This window comes from Aquabacterium sp. TM01 (genome assembly GCF_057808345.1).
This window is the reverse complement of the sequence record NZ_AP046529.1, coordinates 1141318-1153174: the sequence shown is the minus strand read 5'-3', so window position 1 is coordinate 1153174 and position 11857 is coordinate 1141318. Positions and strand designations below refer to the sequence as shown.

Genomic DNA, 11857 nt, shown 5'->3' with positions numbered 1-11857 from the left:
GTGCGGTGGTACGCAAAAAAGCCGCTGCCCCTCTCGGGGACAGCGGCCTTCTGCTTGCCTCCTCGGTCACCAGCAGGGGTCGTGCCCCCAGCCGGTCGCCTCGGTTATTTCTTCTCGTCGCGCAGTTCGCGACGCAGGATCTTGCCCACGTTGGTCTTGGGCAGGTCGGTGCGGAACTCGATGTACTTGGGGCACTTGTAGCCGGTCAGCTGCTCGTGGCAATAGGCCTTGAGCGCCTCTTCGGTCAGCGTCGTGTCCTTGCGCACCACGAACAGCTTCACCGCCTCGCCAGCCTTGGCATCGGGCACGCCCACGGCCGCGCATTCCAGCACGCCTGGGTGCAGGTTGACCACCTGCTCGACCTCGTTGGGGTACACGTTGAAGCCCGACACCAGGATCATGTCCTTCTTGCGGTCCACGATGCGAACCTGGCCGCGCTCGTCCATGATGCCGATGTCACCAGTGCGGAAGAAACCGTCGGAGGTCATGACCTTCGCCGTCTCGTCGTCACGCTGCCAGTAGCCTGCCATCACCTGAGGACCACGGATGGAAATTTCGCCCACGCCGCCGATGGGCTGGTGGTTGCCATCGTCGTCCAAGATCGCCACTTCGGTCGAGGGCAGCGGATAGCCGATCGAGCCGTTGAACTCGGTGTTGTCCAGGCGGTTGGCCGTGGCCACCGGCGAGGTTTCCGACAGGCCATAGCCTTCGACGATGGGGCAACCGGTGATCTTCTTCCAGGCTTCGGCCGTGGCCTGTTGCACGGCCATGCCACCACCCATCGACACCTTCAGGCCGGAGAAGTCCAGCTTGGCGAAATCAGGATGGTTGGCCAGCGCGTTGAACAAGGTGTTCACCGCCGGGAACTGGTTGACCTTGTAGGCGCTCAGGGTCTTGATCACGGCCGGCAAGTCGCGCGGGTTCGGAATCAGGATGTTCATGGAACCCAGGCGAGCGCCCATGAAGTAGCACACCGTCAGCGAGAAGATGTGATACAGCGGCAGCGCGCAGACCGCCACCAGGGGAGCGCTGCCCAGCTTGCTCAGCTCGGGCTTGAACCAGGCTTCGTTTTGCAGGATGTTGGCCACCACATTGCGGTGCAACAGCGTGGCGCCCTTGGACACGCCCGTGGTGCCACCGGTGTACTGCAGGAAGGCCACATCGGTGGGCTTGAGCGCCGGACGGGTGTACTTCAGCGAACGGCCCTTGGCCACAACGTCCTTGAAGGGGGTCAGGGTGCACTTGGCATTGTTGGGCAGGCTGTAGGCCGGCACCATCTTCTTGACGTTGCGCACCACGAAGTTGACCAGCGTGCCCTTCAGGAAAGGCAGCATGTCGCCCATCGAGGCCAACACGATGCGCTTGATCGGGGTGCGGGCGACAACCTCTTGCAGGGTGGTGGCGAAGTTCTCGAGGATGACGATGGCCTCGGCGCCCGAATCCTTGAGCTGGTGTTCCAGTTCGCGCGGGGTGTAGAGCGGGTTGACGTTGACGACCACATAACCGGCACGCAGCACGGCGGCAATGGCCACCACGTACTGAGGCACGTTGGGCATCATCAGTGCCACACGGGCACCCTTGGCCAGGCCCTGGGCCTGCAGCCACGCGGCCATGGCATTGGACATCTCATCGATCTGACGGAAGGTCCAGTGCACCCCCATGAAGGAAGCCATGTCGCGCTGCGCGAACTGCTTGAACGACTGGTCCAGCAGGTCGGCCAACGAGGAATACTCTTCGGGATTGATTTCGGCGGGCACGCCTGGTTCGTAGTGGGCAAGCCAGGGTTTGGTACTCGTCATCGTCGTCCTCTAGTCTGATCGGTTACGGCTGAATTCAATGCCAATGCAGCAGCCAGAGCATCCGCTCCAGTGCTGCATGAATTCTGCAACACTCGCGCCCCAGGGTTCACCCTCGAAGCGCATCACAGGCGTTTCTTTTTTGATGAACGCCACCTGAACAGGTGACTTTCCGCCCCCTTCAGGCGGGGGTTTACGCCAAGTCACCACATCCCACGCCAACATCAATTTGACTCACAATGTTTCCTATTTGAAAACTCCGCAAGGAAACTCACCCCATGGTTGACCGCGCCATAGACCACCCCTTGATGCCCAAGCGACGCTGGTTTCTGAAGACCGCTCTGGCCATTGGCGCAGTGGGCGCCACCCTGGGCGGCATGGTGTTCTGGCACCGTGGCCTGCGCGACGGCAAGCTCACTGCGCATGGTCGGGACGTGTGCCATGGCCTCGCCCGCGGCATCCTGGGCCCCATGCTGCCCCAGGACGCCGCCTTGCGCGCCGCCACCCTTGAGGCCCACCTCGACAACCTGGAAGACTTCATTCGCGGCACCCCCGCCGTGATGCAGATTCAGGTCAACGCTGTCCTCGGATTGCTGGGCAACGCTCCGACCCGCTACATGCTGACCGACCTGGGTCACTCCTGGCGCGACGCCAGCGATGCCCAGATCGAACGCGCCCTCGACACCATGCGCATCAACCCCCTGCCCACGCAGCGCCTGACTTACCAGGTCGTGCGGGGACTGACCTGCATGAGCTTTTTCTCCAACAGCGCCAACTGGCCCCTGACCGGCTACCCCGGCCCCCTCGACGTATGAGCAAGCTTCCCGACCCCTTCCGCGACGGCCTGGCGCGTGGCTGGAAAGCCACCCATGGCGAACAAGGCCTGCCCCGTCAGATTCAATGTGACGTGGTCATCGTCGGCACGGGTGCCGGCGCCGGCATCACTGCCGAGTTGCTCACCCGCGCCGGACTGGACGTGGTCCTGATCGAAGAAGGCCCCCTGCGCACCAGCTCCGACTTCAATCAGAAAGAGTCCGAGGCCTATCGCACCCTCTATCAAGAGTCGGCCGCGCGCCGCACCATGGACGGCGCCATCAGCATCATGCAAGGCCGCTGCGTGGGCGGTACCACCGTCATCAACTGGACCAGCTCCTTCCGCACCCCGAACAGCACGCTGCGCCATTGGCAAGAGGTGTATGGCCTGCGCGACTTCACCACCGAGGCCATGGCCCCCTGGTTCGAGCAGGCCGAACGCCGGCTGAACATGGCGCCGTGGACCATCCCGCCCAACCCCAACAACGAGGTGATCCGCACCGGTGCGGCCAAGCTGGGCATCTCGTCGGCCGTCATCCCACGCAATGTGAAAGGCTGCTGGAACCTCGGCTCCTGCGGTCTGGGTTGCCCGACCAACGCCAAGCAATCCATGCTGGTGACGTCCATTCCCAGCGCGCTCAACGCGGGCGCCCGGTTGTTCTACCAGACCCGCGCCCACAAACTCGACATCGAGAAAGGCCAAGTCAAGGGCTTGGTTTGCGTACCCATCCGCCTCAATGGTGACAAGGTGTCCGATCAGACCATGCGCGTGGTCGCCAAGCACTACGTGGTGGCCGGTGGCGCCATCAACTCCCCCGCACTGCTGCGCCGCTCCGACGCCCCCGATCCCCACGGTCTGCTGGGCGGTCGCACCTTCTTGCATCCGGTGAGCTTTTCGGCTGGCATTTTCAACGAACGGATTGAGGGCTGGCAAGGTGCCCCGCAATCGCTGTACTCAGACCACTTCGTCCACGATGCGCCGCTGCAGGGCCCGATCGGCTTCAAGGTCGAGGCCGCTCCCCTGCACCCCGGCATGGCCTCCATCCTCATGGGGGGGCACGGTCAGCGCCTGATGACGCGTTTCCAGCAGTATCCTCACACGCAGATGATGTTGTCGCTGATGCGGGACGGTTTCCACCCCGAGTCGGCGGGCGGCAAGGTGCGCATTCACCTTGATGGCTCCCCCGTGCTGGACTACCCTCTGACCGACTACGTGCTCGACGGGTTCCGTCGCTCGATGCTGGCCATGGCCGAGATCCAGTTCGCGGCAGGTGCGAAGGTGGTGCGCCCTTTCCATGAGCAGAGCGAGGACTACAGCACCTGGGCGGCCGCCAAGGCGGCCATCGCCGCCTTCGACATGAAGCCCTTGCTGACCGGCGCAGGCAGCGCCCACGTCATGGGCGGCTGTGGCATGGCGAGCACCGCAGCCTTGGGCGTGGTGCGTCCCGACGGCGTGCACTGGCAACTCGACAACCTGTCGGTGCACGACGGCTCGGTGTTCCCGACCAGCATTGGCGCCAACCCGCAACTCTCGATCTATGGCACCGCCAACCGTCTGGCCACCCAACTGGCCAAGCGCCTGAGTGGCAAGGACGTGGTACTGGCCTGAGCACACGGGGCATCGCGCTCGTCTCGCGCGATGCCCACAAATGAAAAAACCCCGCCGAGGCGGGGTTTTTTGTCGCGTCACGGTGACCCGTTGGGGCCACCTGCGCAGCGCCACAATTACTTGTTGCGGGTGCCGACGACTTCGATTTCGACGCGACGGTTCTTGGCGCGGCCTTCGGCAGACTTGTTGTCAGCCACGGGTTGCTTTTCGCCCTTGCCTTCGGTGTAGATCTTGGAAGCGTCGATGCCCTTGCCAGCCAGGTAGGACTTGACGGCTTCCGAACGCTTGACCGACAGCTTGTCGTTGTAAGCGTCAGAACCGACGGAGTCGGTGTGACCCACAGCGATCACGACTTCCAGATTCAGACCCTTGACCTTGTCAGCCAGATCGTCCAGCTTGGCCTTGCCTTCGGGCTTCAGAGCAGTCTTGTTGAAGTCGAAGAAGGCGTCAGCAGCGAAGCTCACCTTTTCGGTGGCAGGAGCAGCAGGAGCGGCGGGGGCAGCCACCGGAGCCGGTGCGGCGGCAGGAGCCGGAGCGGCAGCAGGAGCGGGAGCCACGGGAGCAGGCACGCCATCGCAGCCTTGAACGCCGGTCGCCGGGGTCCAGTTGGCGTCACGCCAGCAGTACTCGTTCGTGCCGTTCTTCCACACGGTGCCGTCGGTACCACGCCAGTTGTCCACGGTTTGGGCAAAAGCACCACCGGCCAGAGCAGCGGTAGCGAACAGAGCAGCGACTTGATTGAGCTTGATCATGCGAGTCCTCACGTATATAGACGCAGCATTTCACTGCGAAGCACCCTTAACGGGCAACAGACCGAACCGAAATGGTGCCGGACGCCCAAGGCCTAGACCAAGGGCACATTACGAAATCATTGTGCCATAGTGACTTTGACTGATGAAGCGAGAACACGAGGGAAGTCTCCCCACCCCTGGATTGTTGCGCGACGGCGACATGATCGGCCAATTACAATGATCCTTTCCGTGCTGCCCAGACAGCCCGTCTGGTCGGCACCCGTAGAAGTCCATGACGACCCGATGGCCACCTCCGTCCGGATGTCCCTTCTCACCGTGAAGCACGCATGACGCAATTCGCCAAGGAAACCCTGCCCATCAGCCTCGAAGAGGAGATGCGGCGTTCTTACCTCGATTACGCGATGAGCGTGATCGTGGGCCGGGCCCTGCCCGATGCCCGTGATGGCCTCAAGCCCGTTCACCGTCGCGTGCTGTTCGCGATGCACGAACTCAACAACGACTGGAACCGCCCTTACAAGAAGTCGGCCCGTATCGTTGGTGACGTCATTGGTAAATATCACCCGCACGGCGACTTGGCGGTGTACGACACCATCGTGCGCATGGCCCAAGACTTTTCGCTGCGCCACATGCTGGTCGACGGCCAGGGCAACTTCGGCTCGGTCGACGGCGACAGCGCCGCCGCCATGCGATATACCGAAATCCGCCTGTCCAAAATCGCCCACGAAATGCTGGCCGATATCGACAAGGAAACGGTCAATTTCGGCCCGAACTACGACGGCTCCGAAAAAGAGCCGCTGGTATTGCCGGCCCGCCTGCCCAATCTGCTGATCAACGGCTCGGCCGGCATCGCGGTGGGCATGGCCACCAATATTCCGCCGCACAACCTCAACGAGGTCGTTGACGCCTGCCTGCACTCGCTCAAGAACCCGGACTGCTCGATCGACGAGTTGATGGAGATCATCCCGGCGCCCGACTTCCCGACTGCCGGCATCATCTACGGCATGTCGGGCGTGCGCGATGGCTACCGCACCGGCCGGGGTCGCGTGGTCATGCGTGCCCGCGTGCACTTCGAGGACATTGGCAAGGGTGATCGCCAGGCGATCATCGTTGACGAGATCCCGTACCAGGTGAACAAGAAGACCTTGCTTGAGCGCATCGCCGAGCTGGTCAACGAGAAGAAGATCGAAGGCATCAGCCACATTCAGGACGAGTCCGACAAGTCCGGCATGCGTGTGGTGATCGAGCTCAAGCGCGGCGAAGTGCCCGAAGTCATCCTCAACAATCTGTACAAGCAGACGCAGTTGCAGGACACCTTCGGCATCAACATGGTGGCCCTGATCGACGGCCAGCCCAAGCTGTGCAACCTCAAGGACCTGATCACGGTCTTCCTGGAGCACCGCCGCGAGGTCATCACCCGCCGCACCGTGTTCGAGCTGCGCAAGGCGCGCGAACGCGGCCACGTGCTCGAAGGCCTGGCCGTGGCGCTGGCCAACATCGACGAGTTCATCGAGACCATCAAGACCTCGCCCACCCCGCCGGTGGCCAAGGCCGCGCTGATGAGCAAGAGCTGGGACTCGGGCCTGGTGCGCGAGATGCTGTCTCGCACCGAGGGCGATGCCCAGTTGTACCGCCCGGACGGTCTGCCACTGAGCTTTGGCATGCAGCCCGACGGTCTGTACCGCCTGTCCGAAGACCAGGCGGGCGAGATCTTGCAGATGCGTCTACAACGCCTGACCGGCCTGGAGCAGGACAAGATCATCGGCGAGTACAAGGACGTCATGGCCCAGATCGCCGATCTGCTGGACATCCTGGCCAAGCCTGAGCGCGTCTCGGTCATCATCGGCGACGAGCTGGCGGCCATCCGCCAGGAGTTCGGCCAGACCAAGCTGGGCGCACGCCGCTCGGCCATTGAGCACAATGCGCAAGAGCTGGGCACCGAAGACCTGATCACGCCCACCGACATGGTGGTGACGATCTCGCACACCGGCTACATCAAGAGTCAGCCGCTGTCCGAATACCGCTCGCAAAAGCGTGGCGGTCGCGGCAAGCAGGCCACGGCGACGAAGGAAGACGACTGGATCGACCAGCTCTTCATCGCCAACACGCACGACTACATCCTGTGCTTCAGCAACCGCGGTCGCGTCTACTGGATCAAGGTCTGGGAAGTGCCGCAGGGCTCGCGCAACTCGCGCGGCAAGCCCATGGTCAACATGTTCCCGCTGGACAAGGACGAGAAGATCAACGTGGTGCTGCCGCTGACCGGCGAGTTCCGCAGCTTCCCGGAAGACCACTACGTCTTCATGTCCACGCGCCTGGGCACCGTCAAGAAGACCCCGCTGACCGACTTCAGCAACCCCCGCAAGGCCGGCATCATCGCCGTGGGCCTGGACGAGGGCGATGTGCTGGTGGGCGCTGCGCTGACCGACGGCAAGCACGATGTGATGCTGTTCTCGGACGGCGGCAAGGCCGTGCGCTTTGACGAAGACGACGTGCGCCCGATGGGCCGCAGCGCCCGCGGCGTGCGCGGCATGATGCTGGAAGACGGCCAATCGGTCATCGCCATGCTGGTGGCCGAGGACGAAACCCAAAGCGTGCTGACCGCATCCGAGAACGGCTACGGCAAGCGCACCTCCATCGTCGAGTACACCCGCCACGGTCGCGGCACCAAGGGCATGATCGCCATCCAGCAGTCCGAGCGCAACGGCAAGGTGGTTGCGGCCACCCTGGTGCGCCCGGAAGACGAGATCATGCTGATCACCGACAAGGGCGTGCTGGTGCGCACCCGGGTCGCCGAGATCCGTGAACTGGGCCGTGCCACGCAAGGCGTGACGCTGATCGCCCTGGACGAGGGCGCCAAGCTGATCGGCCTGCAACGCATCGTTGAAAACGACGCGCAAGCCAGTGCCAGCGACGCCGAGGACATCGACGCAGACACCACCGGCGATACTGCGGACGGAACCGAAAGCTGATCGGACCACACCAAGGCTGACACCCCCTCGGACCACGAGGGATTTCACACCTCTACCGGATTGCAAGGACACACGATGACGCTGAAGAAAACCGCATGGGCGATGGCTGTGGCCACCACACTGGTCGCCACCTCCCTGTCGGCCCATGCTGACAAGAAGGACGTCGTTCAGAAGATCCTGAGCTCGCAGCAGGGCGCGCTGGACGACATGTCGCGCAACGTGGCCGAACAACCCGCCCGCCAGCTGGCCATGGGCGCTCGCCAGGTCTTGGTGCAGGCCGTGCCCGAAGACAAGCGTGAAGCCACCGCCAAACAGGTGGACGCGGAGATCAAGAAGTACCTGGATGGCGCCGTTCCGGCCGTGCGTGCCAGCGCCGGCAAGCTGAGCACCAGCGTGCTGGGCCCCATCTACGAAGAGAAGTTCAGCGAAGACGAGCTCAAGCAGCTGCAAGCCATGCTGGAGTCGCCCGTCCTCAAGCGCTACCAGAGCCTGCTGCCCGAGATGAGCAACGCCCTGCTGGAGAAGGTCGTCGCCGACGCCCGCCCCCAGGTCACGCCCAAGCTGCAAGCGGCCGAAACCAACATCCGAGCCATCCTGGACAAGGCCACCGGCGGCAAGCTGAGCCAGGGTGAGGGCAAGCCGGCTGCCAAGCCTGCCGCCAAGAAGTAAACCCGAGACGACGCCGGACTGGTCATCCGCCGCCGGCGTCGTGAACTCCCGCCTGACGCACCGTTTGTGCCTGGATTGTGCCCATGACCCGCCCTTTCAATTTTTCAGCCGGCCCGGCCGCCCTGCCTGAAGAAGTCCTGCAACAGGCCGCCAGCGAGATGCTGGACTGGCACGGTTCGGGCATGGGCGTGATGGAGATGAGCCACCGCGGCAAGGAGTTCACCTCCATTGCCCAGCAGGCCGAGGCCGACCTGCGCGAGATCCTCTCGGTGCCGGCCACCCACAAGATCCTGTTCATGCAGGGCGGCGCCATCGCCGAAAACGCGATCGTGCCGATGAACCTGTCGCGCGGGGGCCGCGCCGATTACGTGATCACGGGTTCGTGGTCGCAAAAGTCGGCCAAGGAAGCGCACAAGTACTGCGAAGTGCACATCGCTGCCAGCAACGCTGACGATCACCACACCACCCTGCCCGACTACGGCAGCTGGCAGATCAGCGACAACGCGGCCTACGTGCATGTGTGCAGCAACGAAACCATCCACGGGGTGGAGATGCACGAGTTGCCCGATCTGGCGGCCCTGGGCACCCAGGCCCCGCTGGTGATCGACTGCTCCTCGCACATCGTCTCGCGGCCCATCGACTGGTCGCGCGTGGGCCTGGCTTATGCCGGCGCCCAGAAGAACATCGGCCCAGCCGGCCTGACCCTGGTGATCGTGCGCGAAGACCTGATCGGTCACGCCCTGCCCATCACGCCTTCGGCCTTCGACTACCAGATCGTGGCCGACAACGCGTCCATGTACAACACACCTGCCACCTACCCCTGGTACCTGGCCGGCCTGGTGTTCCAGTGGATCAAGCGCCAGCGCGAGGGCGACCTCACCGGCCTGGCGGCCATTGAGGCCCGCAACGTGGCCAAGGCCAAGTTGTTCTACGATTACGTGGATGCCTCCGGTTTCTATGTCAACAAGGTGGCCGGCAACTGCCGCTCGCGTATGAACATTCCCTTCTTCCTGCCCTCTGACGCGCTCAACGACGCCTTCCTGAGCGGCGCCAAGGAAGCCGGGCTGCTGCAATTGAAGGGCCACAAGAGCGTGGGCGGGATGCGCGCCTCCATCTACAACGCCATGCCCCTGGCAGGCGTCGAAGCCCTGGTGGCTTACATGAAGACCTTTGCCGCACGCCATGGTTGATTCCGCGCATTTCCAGCCCGACGATCGCCCGGTCGACGACCAACTCGCCGACCTGCGCGTGCGCATCGACGCGGTCGATCAGCAACTGATTGCCCTGATCAACCAGCGCGCCCGACTGGCTCAGGCCGTCGGCGAGGTCAAGAAGCTCGATGGCTCGCCCGTCTTCCGGCCGGACCGCGAAGCCCAGGTCATCGACCGCGTCAAGGCTCAGAACCCCGGCCCGGTACGCGAAAGCAGTCTGGCGCCCATCTGGCGCGAAATCATGTCGGCCTGCCGCGCGCTGGAGGCCCAGCAACGCGTGGCCTTCCTCGGCCCCATTGGCACCTTCAGCGAGCAGGCCACACTGAACTACTTCGGCTCTTCCATCGACGCGCTGGCCTGTCCATCGGTCGATGAGGTGTTCCGCGCCACCATCGCCGGCTCGGCCGACTACGGCGTGGTGCCGGTCGAAAACTCGACCGAAGGCGTGGTGGCCCGCTCGCTCGACCTGTTGCTGGCCTCGCCGCTGACCATCGTGGGCGAAACCAGCCTGCTGGTGACGCACAACCTGCTGCGCAAAGTGCCTTCGCGCGAGGGCATCGCCGTGGTGTGCGCCCACCCCCAGGCCCTGGCCCAGTGCCAACACTGGCTGAGCGAGAACATGCCGAACGCCGAGCGGCGCCCGGTGTCCAGCAATGCCGAAGGCGCACGCCTGGCCGGCGAAGACCCCACCATCGCCGCGCTGGCGAGTGAGCGCGCGGCCACCCAGTACGGCCTGCATGTCGTGCAGGCGGCGGTGCAGGACGAGGCCCACAACCGGACCCGCTTCGTCATCGTCACCCGGCCCGGCCCTCACGTGGGCGTGGCCCCAACGGGTCACGATTGCACCAGCCTGATCGTCTCTGTGGACAATCGCCCGGGCGCAGTGCACGACATGCTCGTGCCGATCAAGCGCCACGGGGTGTCCATGACCCGCTTCGAATCGCGTCCGGCGCGTTCGGGCAACTGGGACTACGTATTCTTCATCGACCTGGCCGGCCATCCGGCGCAGGACAATGTGGCCGCCGCCCTGCAGGAGCTGCGCGCCCAGTGTTCATTCTTCAAGGTGCTCGGCAGCTTCCCGCTGGACGTGCACTGAACTCCAAGGATCTTGCAGCATGTTCAACCAACTTGGCCTGATCGGCTGTGGCCTCATGGGGGGCTCGTTCGCCCTGGCCCTGAAAAAGGCCGGCCTGGTCAAGCGGGTCGTCGGCTACAGCAAATCACCTTCGACCGTCGAGAAGGCACGCCGCCTGGGCGTGATCGACGTGGCGGCCGAGTCGGCTTTGTTGGCCGTCTCCGGCTCCGACATCGTGCTGATTGCCGTGCCCGTGGCGGCCAGTGAAGGCACGTTCAAGTCGATTCGCCACCTGGTCAACCCCGGCGTGCTGTTCATGGACGTGGGCTCGACCAAGCGTGATGTGGTCGATGCGGCCCGCCGCGTGCTGAAAGAGCGCCTGCCCTCCTTTGTGCCCGCCCACCCGATCGCCGGGCGTGAAGTGGCGGGCATCGAGCATGCCGACCCGACCCTGTACCAGGGCCGCAAGGTCATCCTGACCCCCTTGCATCAGACCGACCCGGTGCTGGTGCAAAAAGCCACCGACGTGTGGGCAGCCGTGGGCTGCCAGGTGCTCAAGATGAGCCCCGAGCACCACGACGCCGCTTTCGCCGCCGTGAGCCACCTGCCCCACCTGCTGGCCTTTGCCTACATGAATGCCATGGCCGAGCAGCCCGCCGGGCAGGAATACCTGTCGCTGGCCGGACCGGGTTTCCGCGACTTCAGCCGGATTGCGGCGAGCGATCCCACCATCTGGCGTGACATCCTGCTGTCCAACCGCGAAGAAATCCTGCGTCAGTCCGAAGCCTTCCGGGGTGCCCTGGAAGAGCTGGAGCGCCAGATGCGGGACTGGAATGGCCCTGCCCTGGAAGCCTTGATCGACACCGCGTCGGCCTCCCGCAGTCAGTGGCAACTGAATCCCAAATCCACGGTCTCCCGCCTCTGAGACCTGTCCCGCCTGGGGCGGGGCACACGAGTTTCCTT

Annotated in this window: 9 protein-coding genes; 7 read left to right on the top strand and 2 right to left on the bottom strand. The window is 64.1% G+C overall.

What is annotated here, in order from left to right:
• Positions 1-104: 104 nt before the first annotated feature.
• Entirely contained in the window at positions 105-1799 is a 1695-nt protein-coding gene (locus AC3WW4_RS05325) for a long-chain-fatty-acid--CoA ligase (RefSeq protein ID WP_488827345.1), read from the bottom strand.
• Between the two features lie 275 nt (positions 1800-2074).
• Here AC3WW4_RS05325 and AC3WW4_RS05320 point away from each other — a divergent pair, with 275 nt between their 5' ends.
• Positions 2075-2611, top strand: coding sequence for a hypothetical protein (locus tag AC3WW4_RS05320; protein WP_488827344.1), 537 nt, complete (start codon positions 2075-2077; stop codon positions 2609-2611).
• The gene (locus AC3WW4_RS05315; RefSeq protein ID WP_488827343.1) at positions 2608-4218 is read left to right on the top strand and encodes a GMC family oxidoreductase; all 1611 of its coding nucleotides are present in this window, start codon (positions 2608-2610) and stop codon (positions 4216-4218) included. The genes AC3WW4_RS05320 and AC3WW4_RS05315 overlap by 4 nt, the downstream gene beginning before the upstream one ends.
• A gap of 116 nt (positions 4219-4334) precedes the next feature.
• Here the strand turns inward: AC3WW4_RS05315 and ompA are convergent, their stop codons facing one another.
• The gene (ompA, locus tag AC3WW4_RS05310; protein WP_488827342.1) at positions 4335-4970 is read right to left on the bottom strand and encodes an outer membrane protein OmpA; all 636 of its coding nucleotides are present in this window, start codon (positions 4968-4970) and stop codon (positions 4335-4337) included.
• Between the two features lie 326 nt (positions 4971-5296).
• Here ompA and gyrA point away from each other — a divergent pair, with 326 nt between their 5' ends.
• The 5 genes from gyrA to AC3WW4_RS05285 all read left to right on the top strand — a co-directional run bounded on the left by gyrA (position 5297) and on the right by AC3WW4_RS05285 (position 11819).
• A complete protein-coding gene (gyrA, locus tag AC3WW4_RS05305; protein ID WP_488827341.1) occupies positions 5297-7939 on the top strand; it encodes a DNA gyrase subunit A in 2643 nt (880 codons plus the stop codon).
• Positions 7940-8014: 75 nt separating this feature from the next.
• On the top strand, positions 8015-8608 hold the full coding sequence (locus AC3WW4_RS05300) for a DUF2059 domain-containing protein (RefSeq protein WP_488827340.1): 594 nt from the start codon (positions 8015-8017) through the stop codon (positions 8606-8608).
• A gap of 83 nt (positions 8609-8691) precedes the next feature.
• A complete protein-coding gene (serC, locus tag AC3WW4_RS05295; protein WP_488827339.1) occupies positions 8692-9798 on the top strand; it encodes a 3-phosphoserine/phosphohydroxythreonine transaminase in 1107 nt (368 codons plus the stop codon).
• Positions 9791-10915, top strand: coding sequence for a prephenate dehydratase (pheA, locus tag AC3WW4_RS05290; RefSeq protein ID WP_488827338.1), 1125 nt, complete (start codon positions 9791-9793; stop codon positions 10913-10915). The genes serC and pheA overlap by 8 nt, the downstream gene beginning before the upstream one ends.
• A gap of 19 nt (positions 10916-10934) precedes the next feature.
• Positions 10935-11819: a prephenate dehydrogenase gene (locus tag AC3WW4_RS05285; RefSeq protein ID WP_320366699.1), complete on the top strand. Its 885-nt coding sequence runs from the start codon at positions 10935-10937 to the stop codon at positions 11817-11819.
• Positions 11820-11857: the final 38 nt, after the last annotated feature.

What these genes read in the sequence shown, in the direction of transcription:
- AC3WW4_RS05320 (WP_488827344.1), top strand. Translation starts at nt 2,075, where the DNA reads ATGGTTGACCGCGCCATAGACCACCCCTTGATGCCCAAGCGACGCTGG.
- AC3WW4_RS05285 (WP_320366699.1), top strand. Translation starts at nt 10,935, where the DNA reads ATGTTCAACCAACTTGGCCTGATCGGCTGTGGCCTCATGGGGGGCTCG.
- AC3WW4_RS05325 (WP_488827345.1), bottom strand. Translation starts at nt 1,799, where the DNA reads ATGACGAGTACCAAACCCTGGCTTGCCCACTACGAACCAGGCGTGCCC.
- ompA (WP_488827342.1), bottom strand. Translation starts at nt 4,970, where the DNA reads ATGATCAAGCTCAATCAAGTCGCTGCTCTGTTCGCTACCGCTGCTCTG.
- serC (WP_488827339.1), top strand. Translation starts at nt 8,692, where the DNA reads ATGACCCGCCCTTTCAATTTTTCAGCCGGCCCGGCCGCCCTGCCTGAA.
- pheA (WP_488827338.1), top strand. Translation starts at nt 9,791, where the DNA reads ATGGTTGATTCCGCGCATTTCCAGCCCGACGATCGCCCGGTCGACGAC.
- AC3WW4_RS05315 (WP_488827343.1), top strand. Translation starts at nt 2,608, where the DNA reads ATGAGCAAGCTTCCCGACCCCTTCCGCGACGGCCTGGCGCGTGGCTGG.
- gyrA (WP_488827341.1), top strand. Translation starts at nt 5,297, where the DNA reads ATGACGCAATTCGCCAAGGAAACCCTGCCCATCAGCCTCGAAGAGGAG.
- AC3WW4_RS05300 (WP_488827340.1), top strand. Translation starts at nt 8,015, where the DNA reads ATGACGCTGAAGAAAACCGCATGGGCGATGGCTGTGGCCACCACACTG.